The organism is Azoarcus sp. KH32C, assembly GCF_000349945.1.
Lineage (GTDB): Bacteria > Pseudomonadota > Gammaproteobacteria > Burkholderiales > Rhodocyclaceae > Aromatoleum.
Genome location: NC_020516.1, coordinates 546,609 through 571,113 on the forward strand (window position 1 = coordinate 546,609; position 24,505 = coordinate 571,113).

Here is a 24,505-nt window from a genome sequence, read left to right on the forward strand (position 1 = left end):
AACTGAATGCCAAACGAATTGTTTCGCCCGGGTCGGGCAGGCTGCGGCGGAAGGGGCGGTTCCCGCCGCCAGTTTTCGGTTAAGCTTTTGGAATGAGTGTGAAACTCGACTACTGCTTCGTACCGGGGGCTGCCGACGCGCTGCCGGAGCGGGTATTGCAGTTGCAGAATCCGCTCCTCGCGATGCTCGACGCGATCCACATGCACGGCACGCTGGGCAAGGCGGCGACTGAGCTCGAAGTGTCTTACCGCCACTTGTGGGGCGAGTTAAAGCGCTATGAGGCGACTTTCGGGCAAGCGCTCATCGTCGGCGGCCAGGGGCGGGCCGCGCAGTTGTCCGAGTTCGGCGAGCGCCTGCTATGGGCCGAGAAGCGCATCCTCGCGCGCCTGTTGCCACAAGCCGAAAGCCTCGCCGCCCAGCTCGATCGCGAACTGCTGCTGGCGATCAATCCGGCCTTGCAGGTGCTGCGAGTCTGCGCGAGTCACGACCTGCTGTTTTCCGGCCTGCGAGATGCGCTATGGCACCAGGCGGGCGTGCTGCTCGACGTCGATTACGTCGGCAGCGCGCAGGCGCTCGAACGCCTCAATGCCGGCGCCTGCGTGCTTGCCGGTGTGCACCTGCCGTTCGAGGACGAGGAACTGTCGAGGCGCGGGTCGCGGATCCAGCTCGCGCTCGGGCCGGAACTGCGGCTCGGCATGCATAAGCTGATCCGCTTCATGGGCCGCGAGCAGGGGCTGATCGTGCGCCAGGGCAATCCGCTCGGGCTCGCATCGCTCGCCGACCTCACCCGGCCCGGCGTCGCTTTCGTGAACCGGCCCCGCGGGTCGGGCACGCGTCTGATCCTCGACGAACTGCTCGCGCGGGACGGAATCGCCCCCGAGCGGATCGCGGGCTATGCGACCGAGGAGGCGACGCACCTGTCCGTTGCGGCGAGCGTCGCGGCCGGGCACGCGAGCTGCGGCTTCGGGCTGCGCGCCGCGGCCGATCGCTTCCGCCTCGGTTTCGTGCCGCTCGTGCGCGAGCAGTATTGCCTCGTCTGCCTGAAGGAAGCGCTCGACAGCGAGCCCGTGCGGGTGGTGCTCGACTTCATCCGCAGCCCGGACTTCCGCCTCCTTGTCGAGACTTTGCCGGGCCATGACGCCGAAGCGGCGGGCGAGATCGTGTCCCTGCGGCGCACCTTGCCCTGGTACAAGTAGCGGTCGGCGCCGCTCACGCGAGCGTGGGGCAGGCCTCGGCCGACGACGGGATGCGCTCGACGGCCGCGGTCAGCGCGACGCCGTTCCGCCGCGCCGTGATGTCGGCGAGGATCGCGAGCGCGATCTCGGGTGGCGTGCGCGCGCCCAGCGGCAGGCCGACCGGGCCGTGCAGGCGGTCGACGTCGGCATCGGTCAGGTCGAAGAGCTTCAATCGTTCGCGGCGCCGCTCGCTGTTCGCGCGCGAGCCGATCGCGCCGATGTAGAAGGCGTTGGTCTTCAGCGCGTCGATCAGCGCGAGGTCGTCGAGCTTGGGGTCGTGGGTCGCGCCGATGATCACGGTGCGGCGGTCGGGGCGCAGCGCGATGACCGCGTCGTCGGGCATCTCGGTCGTGATCGTCGCGCCGGGCACGGTCCAGCTGTCGCGATACTCCTCGCGCGGCTCGGAGATCGTCACCTGGTAGTCGAGCGCCAGCGCGAACTCGGCGAGATAGCGCGAGAGCTGGCCAGCGCCGATGATCAGCATGCGCCAGCGCGGCCCGAAGGCCGAGACGAGCGTCTTGCCGTCGAATACGACCGCGGCATCGGGCACGTCGCCGAGCAGGTCGACGGCGCCGGTTATGAGGTCGAGGCTGCGCGCAACCATCTCGCCGCGCTCGATCGCGGCGAGCGTCTCGGCCAGCCGGTTGGCGGGGCCGATCGGCTCCAGCACCAGTTCCAGCTTGCCCCCGCAGGGCAGACCGAAGCGGCGCGTCTGCTCGGCGGTGATGCCGTAGGTGACATGCTCGGGCGCCGTCGGGCGCTCGCTGCGCAGGCGGTCGAGAAGGTCGTCCTCGATGCAGCCGCCGGACACCGAGCCAACGAGCCGGCCGTCGCCGGCGATCGTGAGCAGCGCCCCTTCGGGCCGCGGCGACGAGCCCCAGGTGCGCACGACGGTCGCGAGCGTGACCGGGATGCCGGCTTCGTTCCACGCGACGGCCTGGCGCAGGACTTCGAGATTGACGGAATCCATCTCAGCCTCCCTGGTTCGCTTCGTCCCACAGACGGCGCACGAGGCGCTTCGCGAGCACGGGTGTGGTGCGCCGGCGGTATGGCACGCTCATCAGCGTGGTTTCCATCGGCTGCGTGCCGCGCTTGATCGCGCGTTCGATCGCCGCAAAAGCCGCATCGTCGAGCGGCTTGCCGACGAGTTCGTCGAGCCCGACGAGGAATTCCGGGCGCGAGGACACGCCGGTGCAGGCGATGCGTACTTCCGCGATCGCCTCGCCCTCACGCCGCAGCACCACCGCAACGCCCGCGAGCGGGAAGTCGATCGCGCCCCGCACGCGCAGCTTCTCGTAGCTGCCGACGCGGCCTTCGACGAGCGGCACCGTGACCGCGACGAGGAGCTCATCAGTGCCGAGCGCGAGCCACTTCATGCCGTCATCGACGTAGAAGTCGGTCAGCGGCAGACGGCGTACGCCCTGCGGGCCGAGGAGCTCGACTTCGGCGCCGAGGGCGAGCAGTGCCGGCGCAACGTCGCCGCTGAAGGCCGCGTAGCAGCGGCTCGACTTGGGCGCGACGCGGCAGGTGTCGCCGTCGAGCTTCATGCAGAACTGGTTCGCCGCCCGCCAGTGCTCGCTCTGGTTGAAGTACTGGCAGCGCGTTTCGAGGCACAGGTTGCCGCCGAGGGTCGCGGCGACGCGGTGCGTCGGACCCGCGACGGCGAGCGCGGCCTCGGCGAGCGCCGGCAGCCGTTCGCGCACCAGCGGGTCGGCCGCGACCGCCGCGAGCGAGACGCCGGCGCCGATGCGAAGCCGATCGCCGTCGCGGCGCATGTCGCGAATCTCATCGACCGCGGAAAGATCGATCAGCACCTCCGCGCCAACGAGCCCGCGGCGCATGTTCGGCAGGAGATCCGTGCCGCCTGCGATGAAGCGGCTCGCCGGATGTTCGGCGCGCAGACGCACCGCTTCGGCCGCGCTCGCCGGCCGGAAGAAACGGAATTCGGACAGCGCGCCCATCAGGCTTCTCCTTTCGCGGTCGTCGTTGCCGCTGCCGCGGCGCCGGGTTTGGGTTTGCGATTCAGGGCCTCGAAGACGCGGTCCGGGGTGAAGGGCGTCTGCTGGATGCGTGCGCCGGTCGCGTCCTCCACTGCCGCCGCGAGCGCCGACATGAAGCCCGACAGCGGCCCTTCGCTCGCCTCCTTCGCACCGAAGGGGCCGTTCGGGTCGATACTTTCGACGATATGGACTTCGATCTCGGGGGACTCGGCCATCGTCGGCACGCGGTAGTCGAGGAGATTCGCGGCCTTGTGGCGGCCGTTCTCGTACACCGTCTCCTCGCAGAGCGCCTGCCCCATGCCCATCCACACCGCGCCCTGCACCTGGCCTTCGACCGACATCGGGTTTAGCGCAAAACCACAGTCGATCGCCGCCCACGCCTTGTCGACCGTGACGGTGCCCAGTTCGGTATCGACGCTGACCTCGACCGCCTGCGCCGCGTACGAAAAACCCATCGTCGAGCCGACCGCGCCGCCGCGCTGCTTGCCCCCCTGGAATTCGGGCGGGCAGGTGAAGGTGCCTTTCGTCGTGATCGTGCCGGTCGCGACCAGCGCCTCTTCGACGATGTCCGCAAACGGAATTTGACGCGCGGAGTCGCCGACGACCGCGGCCGCCTCACCGAGCCAGTCCACTTCCGCTTCGCTGACGCCCAGCCGCTTCGCCGCCGCGGTCACGAGGATGCGCTTCAGGTTCTGCGCCGCGTCCAGCGCCGCATTGCCGACCATATAGGTCACGCGCGACGAGTAGGAGCCGTTGTCCTTCGGCGTGATCGCCGAATCGTTCGCGATCAGGCGGATGCGCGAATAGTCGATGCCGAGCACTTCGGCGACGACCTGCGTGATGATCGTCGAGGAGCCCTGGCCGATGTCGGACGCGCCGGTCAGGATCGTCACGCTCGCGTCGAAATCGACCTTCAGCACGATCACCGCGTGCGGCTCGCCCGACCAATGCACGGGCTTTGCGGAGCCGCTGACGAAGTGCGAGCAGGCCATGCCAAGGCCGCGCTTCACCGGTCCGTCGCCCGAAAGCTGTCCGCGCCGCTCGCGCCAGCCCGACGCTTCTTCGACCCAGTCGAGGCACTCGGGCAGCCCGTAGCTCGTCACCTTCAGCCCGTTGATCGTCTCGGTCGGCGCCTTCAAGAGATTCCGGCGGCGCACCGCGATCGGATCGAGCCCCAGTTCGCCCGCCATCGTGTCGAGCAAGGATTCGAACGCGAAACGGGCGTTCACCGTGCCGTGGCCGCGCATCGCACCGCAGGCCGGGGTGTTCGCATAGACGCGATAGCCGTCGTACTTCACCGCCGGGATGTCGTAGAGGCCGTTCAAGAGCGCCCCGGCGTAGAGGATCGTGACGAGGCCATAGCCGCCATAGGCGCCGCCGCGCTGCACGACTTCCGCCTGGCAGGCCGTGATGCGGCCGTCCTTCGTGAGGCCGAGCTTCATGCGGATCTCGCTTTCGGGCCGGCCCCGATGCGTCAGGAAGGTCTCCTCGCGCGTCTGCAGCAGGCGCACCTTGCCGCGCGCGGCGCGGGCGAGCAGCGCGCAGATCACCTCGAAGTTCAGCGCCTCGGTGCGGTGGCCGAAGCCGCCGCCGACGAAGGGCTTGATGACGCGGATGTGCGCCGCTTCCATGTGCATGCAGCGCGCGAGCGTCAGATGCACGTAGTAGGGCACCTGGCTCACCGACCACAGCGTGAGGTGGCCGCGCTGGTTGTCCCATTCGGCGAGCGCCGCGTTCGGCTCCATCATCGCGTGATGGACTTCGGCGGACTGGTAGGTCTCCTCGCGCACGAGGTCCGCCGCCGCGAAACCGGCCGCGACGTCGCCGAACTCGTTATGCACCTCGCGCTCGATGTTGCCCGGCTTGTTGTCGTGAAGCTGCACCGCGCCGGGCTTCCTCGCGTCGGCGGCGGTGAAGTACGCGGGCAGTTCTTTCACCTTCACGCGGATCAGCGCGATCGCCGCGTCGGCCGTGGCTTCATCGACCGCCGCGACGGCCGCGATCGGGTCGCCGTGGTAGCGCACGCGGCCCCGCGCGAGCGGGAATTCGTTCTGCGCGATCGGGATCACACCGTAGGGCATGTCGCAGGCGCCGCCGGTGATCACCGCGCGCACGCCGGGGAGCTTCTGCGCTTCGCTGACGTCGACTTCGAGGAGTTCGGCATGCGCCCAGGAGCTGCGCAGGATGCGGCCGACCAGCGCCCCGGCAGCGGGCAGGTCCGCCGTGTAGCGCGCGGCGCCGGTAACCTTTTCGACGCCATCGACGAAGGGGAGCCGTGCGCCGACGCCGCGCGGTTCGCCAGAGGCGCGGCCGATGCCGGGTACGACGCGGTCCGGGGCGTTCATGCCGTCACCTCGCCGCACTTCGATGCGGCTTCGACCGAATCGACGATCTTCACATAGCCCGTGCAGCGGCACAGGTTGCCCGCGAGTGCGACGCGGATCTCGTCGCGCGAAGGCTGCGGATTGCGCCGCAACAGCGCCTCGGCCGCCATGATCATGCCCGGCGTGCAGAAGCCGCACTGCGTGCCCAAGTGTTCGTGGAAGGCCCGCTGCAGCCGCGACAGGTTCCCTTCGTGCGCGAGCCCTTCGATCGTCTCGACATGGCGCCCCGCCACGCTGTGCGCCAGCGTGCTGCACGCGAGCCGCGGTTCGCCGTCGACCAGCACCGTGCAGGCGCCGCATTCGCCGCCGTCGCAGCCCTGCTTGGTGCCGGTGAGGCCCAGCGTGTCGCGCAGGTAGTCGATCAACAGCGCATTCCCTCCGACCGCGTCCTCGCGTAGCCGGCCGTTTACCGTCAGTGTCAGCAGTCCCTTCACATTGCCTCCTTCATCCGCTTTTCCGCGCGTCCGGTGCGGATGCGTGCTGTCATTCATATTGTTTGACATCAAACAAATTAAATTAAAGCAATGTCGGCGGCGTTTTGCAAATGGAAATTGCAAAGAGAAAATGAAAATCGCCGCGGGGCGGGGAGCCCGGCGGCGATTCGAGGGGGCGCGATCGGTGCCCGCAGCGGAGAGCGGGCCTGTCGCCCGCGGGATCAGTGCTGGTGCGGCGCCGATGCCACGTGGTGGGTCTGCGCGGCGGCGTGACCCCGGCGCAGCATGTCGTGGATCCCGTGATCGTGCGGGATCGCTTGCGGCAGCAGCGAACCGGCGACCATGCCGATCGCGCTCGCGATCAGGCCGGCGAGCTGGGCCGGGATGAACGGATCCTCGGGGCCGCCGACCAGCACCGTCAGCCAGGTGCCGACGCCGAAGAAGATCGACACCAGCGCGCCCTGGTTCGTCGAACGGCGCCAGTACACCCCGCAGGCGAGCGGCACGAAGGCCATCACCAGCGTGATCTGGTAGGCGTTCTCGACCATCTTGAAGATGCTGGCCTTGGAGTACATCGCGTACAGCGTCACGAGCACCGTGAAGGACAGCGTGACGATGCGCATCGTCAGGAGCAGCTTGCGGTCGCTGACCTTGCCCATCATCGGCTTCAGCAGGTTTTCGGTGAAGGTGACCGAGGGTGCGAGGAGCGTCGCCGAGGCGCAGCTCTTGATCGCGGACAGCAGTGCGCCGAAGAACATCACCTGGGCGAAGAGCGGCGCCTTTTCCATCACGAGGCGCGGCAGGATCATTTGCGGATCGGATTCAGTCAGCTCGGCGACCATCTCGGGCGAGATCAGCGTCGCCGAATAGGCGAGGAACATCGGCACGAAGGCGAACACGAAATACAGGCTGCCGCCGAGCACCGAGCCCCACACCGCGATCTTCTCGGTCTTCGATGACTGCACGCGCTGGAACACGTCCTGCTGCGGAATCGAGCCGAACATCATCGTGACCCAGGCGGCGACGAAGCCGATGATCTCCTTCGCATCCATCGCGGGCCAGAACGCGAACTTGCCTTCCTCGGTTGCCTTCGCGATCACGACATCGACGCCGCCGACCATGCCGCTCACTTCGCCGCCGATCCACAGCATGCCGAGCACGATCACGATCATCTGCAGGAAGTCGGTGATCGCCACCGCCCACATGCCGCCGAAGATGGTGTAGATCAGGATCGTGCCCGAGCCGATCCACATGCCCGCGAGCCGGCTGATCTCGCCACCGGACACGACGTTGAACACGAGGCCCAGCGCCGTGATCTGTGCGCCGACCCAGCCGAGGTAGGAGATCACGATCGCGATCGTCGTCAGCGCCTCCGCCGTGCGGCCGAACCGCTTGCGGTAGAAGTCGCCGATCGTCAGCAGGTTCATGCGGTACAGCGGCGCCGCGAAGAACAGGCCGACGAGGATCAGGCACATCGACGAGCCGAAGGGGTCGGACACGACGCCGGCGAGGCCGTCGTTGAGGAAGGTCGCCGGGATGCCGAGGACCGTCTCGGAGCCGAACCAGGTCGCGAACACGGTCGCGGTGACCATGTAGAAGGGCAGGTGCCGGCCGGCGACGGCAAAGTCCTTCGTGGTGTGTACCCTGGTGGCGGCCCACAAGCCGATACCGACGGAAATGGCCCAGTAGGCGATGACGAACCAGAGCAGCATAAGCGTTGTCTTTTTAAGTTGTGTGGAGAGAGGTCGCTGTCAGATATTGCACTGCAAAATTATACTTTCGTGCCGATCGCCCGGGGCGTGCTGCCGGGGATCGAAAGCGATTGAATTCGCGGGGAATTCTAACAATGAATGCCGCCCGTCTGGGGAGAAAATCCCCTCCGCGCGGCGCACTGTTTCGGTGCGGGTTTCGCTCAGGCTTGTAGCGGTTCGTGGCGCCGTGCCGCGGTCGCCGAGGCGAGCGTTTCGATGATGATGTCGGCCGCATGATCGAGCGTCGCGTCGTCGATCACGAGCGGCGGCGCGAAGCGGATCACGGTGTGGTGGGTGTCCTTCGTCGCGATGCCGTGCGCGAGCAGCAGTTCGGCCGCCTGTGGCGCCGGCAGGATCGCCGGGTCGAGTTCCACGCCGATCAGCAGACCCCGTCCGCGCACGTCGCGCACGCACGGAAGGCGCTTCTCGATGAAGCGCTTCATCAGCCGTTCGCCGAGGCGGTCCGCGTTTTCCCACGGGCGCGTTTCTTCGAGCAGGTCGAGCACTTCGAGCGCCACCGCCGCACCAAGCGGATTGCCGCCGAAGGTCGAACCATGGTCGCCGGGCCGGAACACGTCCATCACGCGGCCGTCGGCGAGGAAGGCCGACACCGGCAGCAGGCCGCCGCCGAGCGCCTTCCCGAGAATCAGCCCGTCCGGATGCACGCCCTCATGGTCGCAGGCGAGCAGGCGTCCCGTGCGGCCGAGGCCGGTCTGGACCTCGTCGGCGATCAGCAGCACGTTGTGGCGCTTGCAGATCTCGGCGCAGCGCGTGAGGTAGCCCTGTGGCGGCAGGATGATGCCCGCCTCGCCCTGCACCGGCTCGACCAGGAAGGCCGCCGTGTCCGGCGTGATCGCCGCTTCGAGCGCCGCCGAGTCGCCGTAGGGGATGCGCTTGAAGCCCGGCGGGAAGGGGCCGAAGCCCTCGCGATACTGCGGCTCCGACGACATGCCGACGATCGTGATCGAGCGGCCGTGGAAATTGTTTTCGCAGGCGATGATCTCGGCGCAGCCGGGTGTGACGCCCTTGACCGTGTACGCCCACTTGCGCGCCGCCTTCAGCGCCGTCTCGACGGCCTCCAGCCCGGTATTGACGGGCAGCACCCGCTCATAGCCGAACAATCCGCTCAGCCGTTCGAGCAGCAGCGGCAGGCGGTCATTGGAATACGCGCGCGAGGTCAGCGACAGACGCTGCGCCTGGTCGATCAGCGCGCGCAGCAGGCGCGGATTCGCGTGGCCGAAACTCACCGCCGAGTAGGCGCTCATCATGTCGAGATAGCGCCGCCCCTCGACGTCCCAGAGCCACACGCCTTCGCCGCGATGGAAGACGACCGGCAGCGGTGCGTAATTGTGCGCGCCGAACTGGCGCTCCTTCGCGCGCAAGAGGTAACTGCCCGGCCCCAGCGCGGCGGCGGCGAATTCGGCGACCCAGGTCGCACCTTGGCCGGACGGATCCAGCCCCGGCACATATTCGACAATCTCAAGCGCCGCGAAATCGCCGCAGGCGCGCAGCGAGCGCAACGCATCGCACAGCTCGCGTGGCGCGATGCCCAGCTCTTCCGGGCAGAGCACGGCGGGAAACGTCGCCGGCTCCAGCGCATCCAGGTCGATCGTGACCCCGAACGCCGCAGTGTCTGCCTGCACGATCGCGAGCGCGTCGGCGAACACCGCGGCGAGTCCGCGCGAGCGCACGGACAGGATGTCGAAGATCTTCACGCCGAGCCGTTGCAGGCGTTCGAGCTCTTCCGGTTCCCAGGCACGCGCGCCGATGATGCAGACCTTTGACGGATCGAGGGGTGGTCCTTCAGTGGTGAGGGCTCCAGCGCCTTCGCCGAGCAGCGCAGCGAGCGGCATCCCGTGGATGTTGCCGGAGTGCGTCGAGCAGTCGGTATGGCTGTCGAGATGCGCGTCGATCCAGATCAGACCGAGCCTGCCGCGCGCCGCGACGCGTCGTGCGATGCCGCGCCAAGTGCCGACCGCTATCGAATGATCGCCCCCGACGACGAGCGGGAAGCTGTCCACGGGCAGTGCCGCAACGTGGTCGGCGACGCGGTGTGCGAGCTCGCTGACCGCCATGAGGCGTTCGGCCATTTCGGCTCCCGCGGGCGGTACACCGCGCGGCGTGAGCGTCTCATGCCAGTGCGCGGCAATGCCGTAGGCGTCGAGGCGACGGATCAGGTCGGCCGCCGCGAGTGCAGCCGGAGCCGCATCGGGTCCGACAACGGGGGCACCGAGCGCCGAAGCGACGCCGACCACGCTCACGCGCGTGTGCGTCGCGGCATGCGGCGGCATCTGAAGCGGGGCCGAGTGCGTCATGGTCATCCTCCCCGCCCGCGCGTCGTGCGGGCGAATAACCGGTATGCGCCTTTAATTCGACGCGGCTCCAGTGCTTTCGTTCGGGAGGATCAGGGGAAGAAGCGGAAATATTCCACAGTCGCGATGCCGGCGAGGAGCAGCGTCAGCAGCGCCAGCAGGCGGTTCTGCCATTGCTGGCTGGCGCGTAGGCGCTCGATGTCCTCGCGCTGCGCCGCATGCTGGCGGGCGGGTTCCGACAGCGCGTGGTGCACGAGGCGCGGCAGCTGCGGCAGCATCGCCGCCCAGCCCGGCGCCTCGTCGCGGATGTTCTTCAGCATCCCGCGCCAGCCCATCTGCTCGTCCATCCAGCGCTCGAGGAAGGGCTTGGCGGTCTTCCACAGGTCGAGCTCGGGGTCGAGCTGGCGGCCCAGCCCCTCGATGTTGAGCAGCGTCTTCTGCAGCAGCACGAGCTGCGGCTGCACTTCCATCTCGAAGCGCCGCGCGGTCTGGAACAGACGCAGCAGCGTCTTGCCGAAGGAAATGTCCTTCAGCGGCCGGTCGAAGATCGGCTCGCACACCGCTCGGATCGCGCCTTCGAACTCATCGACGCGCGTCTTCGCCGGCACCCAGCCGGCCTCGATGTGGGCGCGCGCGACGCGATTGTAGTCGCGCTTGAAGAAGGCGAGGAAGTTCTGCGCGAGGTAGTTCTTGTCGACCTCGGTCAGCGTGCCGACGATGCCGAAGTCGAGCGCGATGTAGCGCCCGTCGGCATGCACGAAGATGTTGCCGGGGTGCATGTCGGCGTGGAAGAAGCCGTCGCGGAACACCTGCGTGAAGAAGATCTCGACGCCCGCACGCGACAGCGCCTTCAGGTCCGTGCCCTGCGCGCGCAGCGCCTCGATCTGCGAGATCGGCACCCCGTGCATGCGCTCCATCACCATCACCGACTTGCCGCACCAGTCCCAATGCACTTCGGGCACCACCAGCAGCTTCGAATCGGTGAAGTTGCGCCGCAGCTGCGAGCAGTTCGACGCCTCGCGCATCAGGTCGAGCTCGTCGTGCAGGTACTTGCTGAATTCGGCGACCACTTCGCGCGGCTTCAACCTCCGGCCCTCGACCCACAACTTGTCGAGCATCATCGCCGCCGTTTCGAGCAGCGCGAGGTCGTGTTCGATGACACGCTCGATGCCCGGGCGCAGGATCTTCACGGCGACCTCGGTGCCGTCCGGCAGTTCGGCGAAATGCACCTGTGCGACCGAGGCGGAGGCGACTGGCGTGCGCGCGAAATTGACGAAGACGTCGTCGACCGGCTTGCCGTAAAAGTCCTCCAGCACCTCCAGCGCCTGTTCGGTCGGGAAGGGCGGGACGCGGTCCTGCAGCAGTGCGAGCTCGTCGGCCAGGTCCGCGGGCAACAGGTCGCGCCGCGTCGACAGCATCTGGCCGAATTTGACGAAGATCGGGCCGAGCGATTCGAGCGCGCGGCGCAGGCGCACGCCACGGGGTTCCTTTGGGTGGCGCCAGAAGAATACGGCGTGCCACAGCCGCACGAGCCGGCCCGTGGGATCGGCTTCGAGCACCATCTGGTCGAGCCCGTAGCGAAGGCCCACGGTGATGATCTTGGCGAGACGGAACAGGCGCACGGGACGAAGCGTAGGAGGGAAAGGCCGGACTTTAGCCCGAAAGCCCGTTGCGCGAAAGCCGCGGTGCGCACGGATTACGCGGCCGAACGATGCCGATCCGCTATAATTCCGCGCTTTTACGCCACTCCGAGTGCCATGAGCGCCGATCCGAAAGTACTTCTTGCCGACCTGCTGCGCGCCGCGCTGAAGAGTGTCGCCCCCGACCTCGTCGAAACTCCGATCCAGCTGGAGCGTCCCAAGCAGGCCGGGCACGGCGATTTCGCCACCAACCTCGCGCTGCAGCTCGCGAAGCCGCTGCGCCGCAGCCCGCGCGATCTGGCGAACATGCTGCTCGCCGAGCTGCCCGAATCGAAGCTGGTCGCGAAGACCGAAGTCGCTGGCGCCGGCTTCATCAATTTCACGCTCAACTCCGGCGCGAAGACCGCCGTCGTCGGCGAAGTGCTCGCGCGCGGCGCGGACTTCGGCCGCGGTGTGCGCAGCGGCACCAAGGTGCAGGTCGAATTCGTCTCCGCCAACCCGACCGGCCCGCTGCACGTCGGCCACGGCCGCGGTGCCGCCTACGGCGCCTCGCTGTCGTCGGTGCTCGAGTTCGCCGGCTGCGAGGTCACCCGCGAGTACTACATCAACGACGCCGGCCGCCAGATGGACATCCTCGCGCTGTCGACCTGGCTGCGCTACCTCGCCTTCTTCAACATCGACATCGCCTTCCCGCCGAACGCCTATCAGGGCGACTACGTGATCGCGATGGCGCGCGAGCTGCGCGAAGGCCACAAGGACCGCTTCGCGAAGGTCTCCGCCGCCGAGATCCTCGACGGCGCGCCCGGCCTGCCGGCCGCCGAACGCAAGGACGACGAGGCCAAGAACCAGCGCGAGGAACACCTCGACGTGTTGATCGCCAACGCCAAGCGCCTGCTCGGCGAGGACTACAACTGGGTGCACGGCTTCGCGCTCAACGAGCAGCTCGGCGACGGCCGCGAGGACCTCGAAGAGTTCGGCGTGCATTTCGACAAGTGGTTCTCCGAGAAGAGCCTCTTCGATACCGGGCTCGTCGAGCGCGCGGTCGCCGAGCTCGAAAAGCGCGGCCACATCTACATGCAGGACGGCGCCAAGTGGTTCCGCTCGACCGCCTTCGGCGACGAGAAGGACCGCGTCGTGCAGCGCGACAACGGCCTCTACACCTACTTCGCGTCCGACATCGCCTACCACCTGAACAAGTACGAGCGCGGCTTCGACCGCATCATCGACATCTGGGGCGCCGACCACCACGGATACATCCCGCGCGTGAAGGGCGCGCTCGCCGCGCTCGGCCTGCCGCCGGAGAAGCTCGAAGTGTCACTGGTGCAATTCGCGGTGCTGTATCGAAACGGCCAGAAGGCGTCGATGTCTACCCGTTCGGGCGAGTTCGTCACGCTGCGCGACCTGCGCCGCGAAGTCGGCAACGATGCCTGCCGCTTCTTCTACGTGCTGAGGAAGAGCGACCAGCATCTCGACTTCGACCTCGACCTCGCCAAGAGCCAGAGCAACGAGAACCCGGTGTATTACATCCAGTACGCGCACGCTCGCGTGTGTTCGGTGCTGCAGCAGTGGGGCGGCGACCTCGCCGAGCTGCCGGCGGCCGATCTCGCCCGCCTCGAGAACGAGCGCGAGCTCGCGCTGTGCGCGCGCCTGGGCATCTTCCCGGAACTCGTGCAGAACGCCGCCGCCGACTACGCGCCGCACCAGATCGCCTTCTACCTGAAGGATCTCGCCGGCGAGTTCCACAGCTGGTACAACGCCGAGCGCATGCTCGTCGAGGATGCGGACCTGCGCCTCGCGCGTCTCGCGCTGGCCGCGGCGATCCGCCAGGTGCTCGTCACCGGCCTCGCGCTGCTCGGCGTGTCCGCGCCGCAATCGATGTGACGCAGTCGCTGTAATTTTCGGAGAATGCCGTGAGTCGTGACCACAAGCCCCGCCAGCAAAATCGCCAGCCCGCCAAGAGCCGCGGCGGCGTTCTCGTGGGGATCTTCATCGGGCTGGTGCTGGGAGCGCTGTTCGCGGCCGCGGCCGCGTGGTACTTCACGCGCAAGTCCCCGTTCCAGGTGCCGCAGTCCCCGGCCCCGGTCGCCAGCCGCCCGCAGGCCATGGAACCGCCGCCTCCGGCCTCGCTGCCGGGCAAGCCGGGCGATCGTCCGGTACAGAAGCCCGACTTCGAGTTCTACAAGATCCTGCCGCAGGGCGAGGGCGCGCCGACCGAGTCGCGCCCGGCCCCGCAGGCCGCGCCCGTCGTTGCAGAAAAACTCTACCTGCAGGTCGGGGCCTTCGAGAACCCGGCCGAGGCGGACAACCTCAAGGCGAAGCTTGCCCTCAACGGCATCGAGGCCAGCGTACAGCGGGCGCAACTGCCCGACGGGCGCAACCTGCACCGCGTGCGCGTCGGTCCCTTCGTGAAGCCCGAGGACATGAATCCCGTGCGCACGCGCCTCAATGAGGCTGGCGTCACGGCGACCGTCGTGAAGGCCAACCCTTGATCGTTTGTCATTGCTGCGATATTTATCTGAGATCAATGGAACCTGCAGCGGCGGCCGCCGTCTGAGTTCCGTCCATACATTCCGGAGCATTGCATGAATCGTCGTGTCGCACTGAAGCAGCTTTCCGCGCTGGCCGCGCTGTCCCTGGTCGGCGGCGTGGGCCACGCTCAGCAGGAGCAGTTCAAGACGCTGTCGGCGAAGGTGCCGACCGAGGTCCCGGGCAAGGTCGAAGTGATCGAGTTCTTCTCTTACGGCTGTCCGCACTGCAACGACTTCGAGCCGCTGCTGAGCCGCTGGTCGAAGGCGCTGCCGGCCGACGTGAATTTCATCAAGGTTCCGGTCACCTTCAACCGCCAGCCATGGACCGTGCTCGCCCGCCTGTACTACACGCTCGAGGCGATGGGTGAAGCGAACAAGCTGAGCCCGGCCGTGTTCGCCGCGATCCACGAGCAGCACCGCAAGCTCGACCAGGAAGACGGGCTGTTCGAGTGGGTCGGCAGCGTCACGGACGCCAAGCGCTTCCAGGACACCTACAAGTCCTTCGGCGTGCAGTCGCGCCTGCAGCGTGCGACCCAGCTCGCCGCAGCCTACCGCGTCGACGGCGTGCCGATGATGGCCGTCGATGGCCGCTTCGTGACCTCCGCATCGCAGACCGGCGGCTACGACCAGATGCTGAAGGTCCTCGACCAGCTGATCGCCCGCGCACGCACCGAGAAGGGCCGCAGCTGAGCGGCGCGGCCCGCGCAGGTGCAAGTCTGCGCGTTTTCCTGACCGGCGCCTCCAGCGGCCTGGGCGAGGCCTTCGCCCGTCACTACGCACAGCGCGGCGCGAGCCTCGGGCTCGTCGCGCGGCGCGGCGAGGCGCTCGCCGAGCTGTCGGCGAGCCTGCCGGGCGAGCATCTGGTATTGCCCGCGGACGTCGGCGATGGGGCGGCGCTTGCCGCCGCAGCCGAAGCCTACGTCGCGCGCTTCGGCGTGCCCGACATCGTGATCGCGAACGCCGGCGTCTCGGTCGGCACGCTGACCGAATACGCCGAAGACCTCTCGGCCTTCGACCGCGTGCTGCGCACCAACGTCAGCGGCATGGTCGCGAGCTTCCAGCCCTTCGTCGCCGCGATGCGGCAACGCGGCTCCGGCCGGCTCGTCGGCATCGCGTCGGTCGCGGGCATCCGCGGCTTGCCGGGCGCGGGCGCCTACAGCGCGTCGAAGGCCGCGGCGATCGCCTATCTCGAAAGCCTGCGCGTCGAACTGCACGGCACCGGCGTGCGGGTCGTGACGCTCGCGCCCGGCTACATCGAGACGCCGATGACCGCGATCAATCCCTATCCGATGCCCTTCATCCTGCCGGCCGCCGAGGCGGCGCGCCGCATGGCGAAGATCATCGACGCCGGACGCGGCTATGCCGTCGTGCCATGGCAGATGGGCGTCGTCGCGCGCCTGCTGCGCGTGCTGCCGAACCCGGTCTTCGATGCCGTATTTGCGCGCGCCGGCCGCAAGCCGCGCGGCCTGCCCCTCTGATCCGGGCGTGTCGTTCACCACTGACAACTGCCTTCGCTCATTTATGATGTCCACTTCTCTCATAGGGGATGGAGTCGGACATGACCGGCGAAAACGAAGTCCTTGAGCGCCGAAAGCGCCAGCGGTTCATTGCGCGGCGTGATGGCGCCCATTGTTTCTGGGTGAGCTTCGGCGGCGAGCGTCTGCCGGTGCTCGATCTTTCCCTCGAAGGTTTCGCCGTGCCGGCCGCGACGCCGCCCGAGGCGAACCGCGAGTTCGATTTGGTGCTGCATTGCGACGGCGTGGTCGAAGAGGTGCGCGGACAGGCGCGGGTCGTCAATTTCATCGCATCCGCCGCGGGCGGGCAGGCCGGTTGCCTGTTCGACGGCTTCGAAGGCGAGGGCGCGGCACGCCTGCAGGCGTGGCTCAGTGATCATGTGCAGGCGGTTTCTGTTTTGCCGGTGAGCGAGGACGAAGCCGCCGACATCGTCACGGGGCCGTCGCTCGTCTAAGCGCTTCCAGCCTTCCCGCGTCGCCGGATTTGCCTCTTTCGCCGGCGCGCATATGCGCGTATGTTGTGCCCCATAACATGGGGCAGCGTTTTTTGGCGCTTCCGGGTGTCGTGGCGCGTTCCCCAATGACAGCGGGAGACAGCCATGACGACACGCCATCCGGTCGCGGAAGCCGCAAGCCACGATGCGGTCCTGGAGCTGATCAACACTCGCCTGCCGCCCGAGCAGGCAGCGGTCGTCGGGCCGTTCGCGCAGCGCTGGTTCAGTCAGGTCGCCCCGGAGGATCTCGCCGACCGCGCCGTCGACGACCTCTACGGCGCCGTGCTCACCCACTGGCAGTTCGTACGCAAGCACCGCGGCGGCACCCGCCTGCGCGTGTATAACCCCAAGCTCGAGGAGCACGGCTGGGAATCGACCCACACGGTGGTCGAGATCGTCAATGACGACATGCCATTCCTCGTCGACTCGATCACCATGGAGGTCAACCGCCAGGGCCTGACCCTGCACCTGATCATTCATCCGGTGATGTGCATCGTGCGCGACGGCGACGGGCTGTACCAGCGCCTCGCGGAGGATTCCGCCGATCGCGAAGGGCGTTACGAGTCGATCATCCACGTCGAGGTCGACCGCCGCACCGAAGCGGAGGACCTCGAGGCCTTGCGCAGCGGGCTCGAACACGTGCTCGCCGACGTGCGCGCGGCCGTCACCGACTGGCCCGCGATGCAACAGCGGGTCGCGGACATCATCGCCGAGATCGAGCACAGCCCGCCGCCGGTACCTGCCGACGAAACCGAGGAAACGGTCGCCTTCCTGAAATGGCTGATGGACGACAACCTCGTCCTGCTCGGTTGCCGCGACTACGACCTCACTACCCCGAGCGAAGGCGAGCCCGAGCTGCGCATCCTCGCCGGTTCGGGGCTCGGCCTGCTGCGCGAGAAGCCGGGCGAAGGCCCGTCGCGCTCCTTCGGCGCCTTGCCGGCGCAGCTCAAGACGACCCTGCCCAACCTGCCGGTGCTGCTCACGGTGACGAAGTCGAACACACGCTCGACGGTGCATCGCGGTGGCTACATCGACCGTTTCAGCATCAAGCGTTTCTGCGCGAACGGCAAGGTGTGCGGCGAGCATCGCGTGATCGGGCTCCTCGCGTCGACGGCCTACAGCGCCAGCCCCAAGCTGATTCCCTTCCTGCGTCGCAAGGTCAATGCGGTGATCACCCGCGCCGGCCTGATGCCGAAGAGCCATGCGGCGAAGGAGCTGCTGACGATCCTCGAACGCTATCCGCGCGACGAGCTCTTCCAGATCGGCGCCGACGAGCTCTTCCTCCAGACGATGGGCATCCTGCGCCTCGGCGAGCGCCAGCGCACACGGCTTTTCGTACGCTGCGACCCGTTCGCGCGCTTCGTGTCCTGCCTGATCTACGTGCCGCGAGAGCACTACAACACCGACCAGCGGCTGCGCATGCAGGCGGTGCTGATGGAGGCGTTCAACGGCTCGGGGTCGGACTTCGACGTGCAGTTTTCGGAGTCGGCCCTCGCGCGCATCCTGATCATCGTGCGCACGCGCGAATCGGTGATCCCGCCCTTCGAAGTCTATGAACTGGAGCAGCGCCTGGTGCGCGCGACCCGCCGCTGGGAGGACGAACTGCATCGCGTGCTGCTCGAACATTGTGGCGAGGAGCGCGGCATGGAGCTCTTGCGGCGCTACGGTAGCGGCTTCCCCGCCGGTTACCGCGAGGAATACTCGCCGCGGGTCGCCGTGTTCGATATCGAGCAGATGGAGTCGATCGTCGACGACCGGCTCGCGATGAGCCTCTATATCCCGCTGGAGGCGCCGCCGGGGCGGCTCAACTTCAAGATCTACCGCGTCGGCGCGCCGGTGCCGCTGTCGCAGAGCCTGCCGATGCTCGAACGCATGGGCGTGAAGGTCATCGACGAGCGGCCGTCCGAGATCTTCCGCCAGGACGGACGCTGCGTATGGATCCACGATTTCGGGCTGGCCTACGTCGGGGCGGAGGAGCTCGATATCGACACCTTGCGGCCGCTCTTCCATGACGCCTTCATGCGTGCGTGGCGGGGCGAGATCGAGAGCGACGACTTCAACCGCCTGACCCTGCTCGCGGGCCTGACCTGGCGCCAGATCACGGTCGTGCGGGCCTACGCGAAGTATCTGAAGCAGGCCGCATTCACGTTCAGCCAGGCCTATATGGAGCAGACGCTCGCAGCGCATCCGCGGCTCGTGCGGCAGCTGATCGAGCTCTTCGAGCTGCGCTTCGACCCGGCCCGCGAGGAAGCGCGTGCGCGCCATGCGGCGACGCTGATCGCCGGTATCGACGACGCGCTCAACAACGTCGCGAACCTCGACGAAGACCGCATCCTGCGGCAGTTCCTCGCGATGGTGCGGGCAACGCTGCGCACGAACTACTACCAGCGCGGCGCCGATGGGCAGATCAAGCCCTACCTGTCGTTCAAGTTCGACCCGAAACGCATCCCGAACCTGCCGCAACCGCTGCCGATGTTCGAGATCTTCGTCTATGCGCCGCGCTTCGAGGGCGTGCATCTGCGCGGCGGCAAGGTCGCGCGCGGCGGTCTGCGCTGGTCGGACCGCATGGAGGACTACCGCACCGAGATCCTTGGGCTGGTGAAGGCGCAGATCGTCAAGAACGCGGTGATCGTGCCGGTGGGCTCCAAGGGCGGCTTCGTCGTCAAGAATCCGCCGCCGGCGAGCGACCGCGAAGCGGTGATGACCGAGGGCATCGCGTGCTACAAGCTTTACCTGCACGGCCTGCTCGATCTCACTGACAACCTCGTGCAGGGGAAGGTCGTGCCGCCCGCCGACGTGGTCCGCCACGACGCCGACGACCCCTATCTCGTCGTCGCCGCCGACAAGGGCACCGCGAGTTTCTCCGATTACGCCAACGCGGTCGCCGCCGAATATGGCTTCTGGCTCGGCGACGCCTTCGCCTCGGGCGGTTCCGCGGGCTATGACCACAAGAAGATGGCGATCACTGCGCGCGGGGCGTGGGAGTCCGTGAAGCGCCACTTCCGCGAAATGGGGCACGACACCCAGACGCAGCCCTTCACGGTCGTTGGCGTCGGCGACATGTCGGGCGACGTGTTCGGCAACGGCATGCTGCAGTCGCGCCAGATCCGACTAGTGGCGGCCTTCGACCATCGCCACATCTTCATCGACCCCAATCCCGACGCGGAAGTGTCGTTCCGCGAGCGCGAGCGCATGTTTGCATTGCCGCGCTCGTCTTGGAACGACTACGACAAGAGCCTGATCTCGGAAGGCGGCGGGGTGTGGCCGCGCAGCGCGAAGTCGATCGCGGTGTCGCCGCAGACGCGCGCAGTGCTCGGCATCGAGGCCGAATCGCTGACGCCCTCGGAGCTGATCCACGCGATCCTGTGCGCGTCGGTCGACCTGCTCTACAACGGCGGTATCGGCACCTACGTCAAGGCGACGAGCGAGACCGATGCGGCGGTCGGCGACCGGGCCAACGATGCCGTGCGCGTTAACGGGGCCGATCTGTGCTGCCGAGTCGTCGCCGAAGGCGGCAACCTGGGCATGACCCAGCTCGGGCGCATCGAGTATGCGCTGAAGGGCGGGCGCGTGAATACCGACGCGATCGACAACTCGGGCGGGGTCGATTGCTCGGATCACGAAGTCAATATCAAGATCCTGCTCAACAGCGTGATCGCGGAGGGCGAGCTCACCGGCAAGCAGCGCGACGCGCTGCTTGTCGAGATGACTGACGAGGTCGCCGCACTCGTGTTGCGCGACAACTACGGACAGACCCAGGTGCTGTCCGTGACGCGTTCGCGCGGCGCGGGCCTGCTCGACGAGCAGGCGGAGTTCATTCGCCGGCTGAGCATTGCCGGGCGGCTGAATCGCAAGCTCGAGTTCCTGCCGATGGATGACGAGATCGCCCACCGTGCCGCGGCGAAAATCGGCCTCGTGACGCCAGAACTCGCGGTGCTGCTGGCCTACAGTAAGATCGAGCTCTTCGATGAGGTGCTCGCCTCCGATGTGCCGGAAGATCCCTACATCAGCACTGCGCTGTCACGCTACTTCCCGCAGCCGCTGCGCGAGCGCTTCGCCGCCCACATCGCGCAACACCCGTTGCGCCGGGAAATCATCTCGACGCACGTCGTCAACAGCATGATCAACCGCGTGGGCCCGACCTTCGTCAGTCGCCTGCAGGGTGAGGTCGGCGGCTCGCCGGCGGACGTCGTGCGCGCCTACATGGCCACGCGCGAGGTCTTCGGGCTGGTGCCCACCTGGCGTGCGATCGAGGCGCTCGACAACGTGGTCGAGGACAGTGTGCAGACCGCGATGATCCAGGACTGCGGGCGACTCGTGTTGCGCGGCACGTTTTGGTTCCTGCGCCATCGCGAGTGGATCGCCGACCTGCAGGCGACGCTCGCCTACTTCTCGCCGGGCGTCACGGCGCTGTCCGAGCATTTGCACCGACTCGTCTCCGACGACTACCGCGCCCAGCTCGACGCTTTTGCCGGACGCTACGTCGAGCGCGGCGTGCCCGAGGAGCTTGCGCGCCGCATCGCGTCGCTCGACGAGTTGTATTCGGCGCTCGACCTCGTCGAAGTCGTCGCCGATACCGCGCGCCCCGAGGCGACGGTCGCGGCGGTCTATTTCACGCTCGGCGGACACCTCGACCTCTACTGGCTCGGCGCCCAGATCGGCGCGCTCCCGGCCGATACGCGTTGGCAGTCGCTCGCACGCGGTGCCTTGCGCGTCGACCTGTCGAACCTCGCGCGCGAGCTCGCCGCCAATACGCTAAAGCTTTCGCCCTCGCTCACCGAGCCGGACGAACTGCTCGCCGCGTGGGAGGCGAGCCGTGCGCTGCAGATCGACCGCTACCGCCATCTCCTCTCCGATGTGAAATCCGCGCCGACGATCGAGATGTCGATGCTGTCGGTGCTGCTGCGCGAGCTGCGCGGAATGGTCTGAGGAAGGCGCCCAGGTCTTAGCGGGCGCCGTCGACCGGAGCAGGCGCGCACTCGAGGCTGCAGTCGCAGCCGCTGCCGGCCGAAATCCAGCGCCGCGCGAGTCGTCCGACGAGCCCCGTGCCGCTCGCCGGTGCGCAGCGGTAGCGCCGCGCGCCCGCATCCCAGCGCAAGGACGGGCAGGGGCCGCGCCGGCGCCGGTGCAGCAGCAATCCGACCGGACAGAGCGAATACGCGCAGCACACTCCGCAGCCGTTGCAGGCCGCCCCGGGCGTTGGTTTGGGAGGCGCTTCGGCGTAGAGGTGGATGACGTGCTGTGGCATCGGTGTCGGAGTGGGGGCTGGGAAGGTAGGAGGATTCTCCTATGCCCTTTGCCTGTGGTTTGTTTCTTGTCGTGTCGTAATGCACGAATTCTACAAAGGATTTTCCTTAGACTGGCCTCGCGTCACGGAACGCGGAGCCCGGCGGGGGGCTTCGGCGTGAAACGCAATGCCGGAGGAGGGAGCAATGAAAACAAGCCAAATCGTCACTCCTGCAGCGCTTCTGACAGCGCTGCTGATCTCCGGTCACGCCGCTGCGGCTCCGGTCACCGTGACGCTGACCGACGGTTCGTGGGACCTCGGCAGCGGCTGGGGTGCCGCCTGTGCCAGCGCTGCCTGCGACGGTTCGCATACCCAGCTGAACGTGGACTGGACCGTCGACAGCGCCCTGGCCGGGACGAGCTTCCTCCTGAACCACGTCGGCGACACACAGACGCTGCGCTTCGGCAGCTCGCTCTTCGCCGAGGAAGACGGTTCGATCGCGAACTCGGAAATCGACAATCTGGGACTCGCGGCCTTCCTGCACTTCAGCTCGCCGACTTTGGGCCTGACCAACAACACGGCCATCGTTTCGGCGACCGTGGGCTTGCTGAAGGACACCGGGCCACTGAACAGAGACCTGGAAGTCAGCTTCAACTCCGTGTTGCTCAATTTCGCCTCGGGCGGCGAGATCGGTATCGATTTCTCGCCGATCACCTGGAACTGCCAGGGGACGGCTCACTGCACGTACAACAAGCCGGTCAATCAGTGGATCGACGCGACCTTCACGTTGCTGCACGACGCCCTGCCCGTATCGACGCCCATCGAAACGCCGGCTCAGGTCCCGACCTCGGTTCCCGAGCCGTCTTCGATCGCGCTGCTCGCCGCCGGGTTCGTCGGGCTCGGACTGAGCCGGCGCAAGATGCTCGTCACCGTCCCGCGCTTCGCCTGAAGCGCGCCTGATCCGCCGCTTGGAGCGGCACGGGGAGAGCCCTCGCGGCGGATCAGGCAAGGGCGCGCCAAAACGCCTATCATCCGCTTCTGCCCATCCCCCCGCGTTCCGCCCGATGTCCCTCGCTTCATCGCTCGAACTCCTCGCCCCCGCACGCAACCTCGAATCCGGTATCGCCGCGATCGACCATGGTGCGGACGCCGTCTACATCGGCGGTCCGTCCTTCGGCGCGCGCGCGGCCGCGGGCAACAGCATCGCCGATATCGCCGCCCTCGCCGGACACGCGCACCGCTACTGCGCACGCGTGTTGCTCGCGCTCAATACCATCCTGCGCGACGACGAACTGGACGACGCGCGGCGCCTCGTGTGGCAGGCCTACGAGGCCGGCGTCGATGCATTGATCGTGCAGGACATGGGCCTGCTCGAACTCGACCTGCCGCCGATCCAGCTGCATGCGAGCACGCAGTGCGACATCCGCACGCCCGAGAAGGCCCGCTTCCTGCAGGATGTCGGCTTCTCGCAGATCGTCCTTGCGCGCGAACTCGATCTCGCGCAGATCCGCGCGATCGCGGAGGCCACGGACCGCGAGCGCTGCGCCCTTGAATTCTTCGTCCACGGCGCGCTGTGCGTGAGCTTCTCCGGCCAATGCACGATTAGCCACGCCTTTACGGGCCGCAGCGCGAACCGCGGCGAGTGCTCGCAGATGTGCCGCCTGCCCTGGACGCTGAAGGACCCGGTGGGCAACACGCTTTCCGAGCGGCGCCACCTGCTGTCGCTGAAGGACAACGACCAGAGCGCGAACCTCGAAGCGCTGATCGATGCGGGCATCGGCTCGTTCAAGATCGAGGGCCGATTGAAGGACCTCGCCTACGTCAAGAACGTCACCGCCCACTACCGCCAGTCGCTCGACGCGATCCTCGAACGCCGGCCGGAACTCGCACGCAGCTCGGCCGGACGCTCGGCCTTCACTTTCGAGCCGCGCCCGGAGAAGACCTTCCATCGCGGCAGCACCGACTACTTCGTCAACGGCCGCCAGGGCGACATCGGCTCCTTCGAGTCGCCGAAGTTCGTCGGTGCGCCGGTCGGACGGGCACTGCGCGTGCAGGGCCGCACGCTCGTCGCGGAACTTGCACAGGCGCTCGGCAATGGCGACGGTCTGTCGTGGTTCGATGCCGCCGGTGCCCTGCAGGGCGCTCGCGTAAGCCGTGTCGAAGGCGCGAATGTGACGCTGTCGGGCGCCCCCGAAGGGCTGGTGCCGGGCGCGACTTTGTACCGCAACCTGGACCACGCTTTCGACAAGCAGCTCGCGGGGCGTACCGCCGAACGCCGCCTGCAAGTACGGATGCGGCTGTCGGAGGTCGATGACGGACTGCAACTTGAAGTGACAGACGAAACCGGCGTATCCGCGAGCGCGCGCATCGCCTGCGACAAGGCTGAAGCGCGCGATCCGGACCGGGCCGCGACGACGCTGCGCGAAGCGCTGTGCAAGCTCGGCAACACGATCTTCGCGTGCGAGCCGGACGCCGTCGAACTCGCGACGCAGGCCCCGTGGTTCGTCCCGATGGCCCAGCTCAATGGTCTGCGGCGCGCCGCGGTCGACGCGCTCCTCGACGCCCGCGCCGCCGCCTGGCGCCGTCCGCAGCGGGCGGCACCCGTCGAGCCGTCCGCCCGCTATCCGGACACCACGCTGAACTACCTCGGCAACGTCTTCAACGAGCGCGCGCGCGCCTTCTATTGCCGCCACGGCGTGGAACTCATCGCCGACGCCTTCGAAGCCAACCGCGAGAGCGGCCTCGTGTCGCTGATGATCACCAAGCATTGCCTGCGCTACAGCTTCAACCTGTGCCCGAAACAGGTCAAAGGCATCCGCCCCGAGCCGATGACGCTGTGGCAGGAGCGCAGCGAGGACGGCACGGTCGTGCGCGAGCCGCTGACGCTGCGCTTCGATTGCCGCCGCTGCGAGATGCACGTCATCGGCCGGCGAGTGGGCGGCAAGGGGCGCAAGCCGGCCCGCGGCTGAGCGCCCGTCCGGCGAAG

17 protein-coding genes are annotated in these 24,505 nt (G+C 67.6%); 9 read left to right on the top strand and 8 right to left on the bottom strand.

Going from position 1 to position 24,505, the window contains the following annotated elements; genetic code table 11:
* Positions 1-92: 92 nt before the first annotated feature.
* Entirely contained in the window at positions 93-1,196 is a 1,104-nt protein-coding gene (locus AZKH_RS02410; RefSeq protein WP_015434141.1) for a substrate-binding domain-containing protein, read from the top strand.
* Between the two features lie 13 nt (positions 1,197-1,209).
* Here the strand turns inward: AZKH_RS02410 and AZKH_RS02415 are convergent, their stop codons facing one another.
* From AZKH_RS02415 to ubiB, 7 genes are all read right to left on the bottom strand, one after another.
* Complete coding sequence (locus tag AZKH_RS02415; protein WP_015434142.1) at positions 1,210-2,205, bottom strand: XdhC family protein; 996 nt, start codon at positions 2,203-2,205, stop codon at positions 1,210-1,212.
* Between the two features lies 1 nt (position 2,206).
* Entirely contained in the window at positions 2,207-3,196 is a 990-nt protein-coding gene (gene hcrB, locus AZKH_RS02420; RefSeq protein WP_015434143.1) for a 4-hydroxybenzoyl-CoA reductase subunit beta, read from the bottom strand.
* A complete protein-coding gene (gene hcrA / locus AZKH_RS02425; protein WP_015434144.1) occupies positions 3,196-5,580 on the bottom strand; it encodes a 4-hydroxybenzoyl-CoA reductase subunit alpha in 2,385 nt (794 codons plus the stop codon). Before hcrA ends, hcrB begins: the two co-directional genes overlap by 1 nt.
* On the bottom strand, positions 5,577-6,053 hold the full coding sequence (gene hcrC, locus AZKH_RS02430; RefSeq protein WP_041655828.1) for a 4-hydroxybenzoyl-CoA reductase subunit gamma: 477 nt from the start codon (positions 6,051-6,053) through the stop codon (positions 5,577-5,579). Before hcrC ends, hcrA begins: the two co-directional genes overlap by 4 nt.
* A 221-nt stretch (positions 6,054-6,274) precedes the next feature.
* Complete coding sequence (locus tag AZKH_RS02435) at positions 6,275-7,765, bottom strand: sodium:solute symporter family protein (RefSeq protein WP_015434146.1); 1,491 nt, start codon at positions 7,763-7,765, stop codon at positions 6,275-6,277.
* Positions 7,766-7,965: 200 nt separating this feature from the next.
* Positions 7,966-10,119 carry an ornithine--oxo-acid transaminase gene (gene rocD / locus AZKH_RS27895; protein WP_015434147.1) on the bottom strand — a complete coding sequence of 718 codons (2,154 nt, stop codon included), beginning with the start codon at positions 10,117-10,119 and terminating at the stop codon, positions 7,966-7,968.
* An 89-nt stretch (positions 10,120-10,208) separates the two neighbouring features.
* Positions 10,209-11,738, bottom strand: a complete 1,530-nt coding sequence (ubiB, locus tag AZKH_RS02445) for a ubiquinone biosynthesis regulatory protein kinase UbiB (protein WP_015434148.1) — start codon at positions 11,736-11,738, stop codon at positions 10,209-10,211.
* A gap of 135 nt (positions 11,739-11,873) precedes the next feature.
* Between ubiB and argS the strand changes: the two genes are divergently transcribed.
* From argS to AZKH_RS02475, 6 genes are all read left to right on the top strand, one after another.
* The gene (argS, locus tag AZKH_RS02450) at positions 11,874-13,637 is read left to right on the top strand and encodes an arginine--tRNA ligase (protein ID WP_015434149.1); all 1,764 of its coding nucleotides are present in this window, start codon (positions 11,874-11,876) and stop codon (positions 13,635-13,637) included.
* A 29-nt stretch (positions 13,638-13,666) separates the two neighbouring features.
* Positions 13,667-14,245, top strand: coding sequence for an SPOR domain-containing protein (locus AZKH_RS02455; RefSeq protein ID WP_015434150.1), 579 nt, complete (start codon positions 13,667-13,669; stop codon positions 14,243-14,245).
* A gap of 93 nt (positions 14,246-14,338) precedes the next feature.
* A complete protein-coding gene (locus tag AZKH_RS02460; protein WP_015434151.1) occupies positions 14,339-14,974 on the top strand; it encodes a thiol:disulfide interchange protein DsbA/DsbL in 636 nt (211 codons plus the stop codon).
* A gap of 26 nt (positions 14,975-15,000) precedes the next feature.
* Positions 15,001-15,762 carry an SDR family oxidoreductase gene (locus tag AZKH_RS02465; RefSeq protein ID WP_255345696.1) on the top strand — a complete coding sequence of 254 codons (762 nt, stop codon included), beginning with the start codon at positions 15,001-15,003 and terminating at the stop codon, positions 15,760-15,762.
* An 80-nt stretch (positions 15,763-15,842) separates the two neighbouring features.
* Positions 15,843-16,253 carry a PilZ domain-containing protein gene (locus AZKH_RS02470; protein ID WP_041655829.1) on the top strand — a complete coding sequence of 137 codons (411 nt, stop codon included), beginning with the start codon at positions 15,843-15,845 and terminating at the stop codon, positions 16,251-16,253.
* Between the two features lie 144 nt (positions 16,254-16,397).
* On the top strand, positions 16,398-21,221 hold the full coding sequence (locus tag AZKH_RS02475; protein ID WP_015434154.1) for an NAD-glutamate dehydrogenase: 4,824 nt from the start codon (positions 16,398-16,400) through the stop codon (positions 21,219-21,221).
* Positions 21,222-21,237: 16 nt separating this feature from the next.
* Here the strand turns inward: AZKH_RS02475 and AZKH_RS02480 are convergent, their stop codons facing one another.
* Positions 21,238-21,540, bottom strand: coding sequence for a hypothetical protein (locus AZKH_RS02480; protein ID WP_015434155.1), 303 nt, complete (start codon positions 21,538-21,540; stop codon positions 21,238-21,240).
* A 184-nt stretch (positions 21,541-21,724) separates the two neighbouring features.
* Between AZKH_RS02480 and AZKH_RS02485 the strand changes: the two genes are divergently transcribed.
* Both AZKH_RS02485 and AZKH_RS02490 read left to right on the top strand, forming a co-directional pair.
* Positions 21,725-22,468: a PEP-CTERM sorting domain-containing protein gene (locus AZKH_RS02485; protein WP_015434156.1), complete on the top strand. Its 744-nt coding sequence runs from the start codon at positions 21,725-21,727 to the stop codon at positions 22,466-22,468.
* A 115-nt stretch (positions 22,469-22,583) separates the two neighbouring features.
* On the top strand, positions 22,584-24,488 hold the full coding sequence (locus AZKH_RS02490) for a U32 family peptidase (RefSeq protein ID WP_015434157.1): 1,905 nt from the start codon (positions 22,584-22,586) through the stop codon (positions 24,486-24,488).
* Positions 24,489-24,505 lie beyond the last annotated feature (17 nt).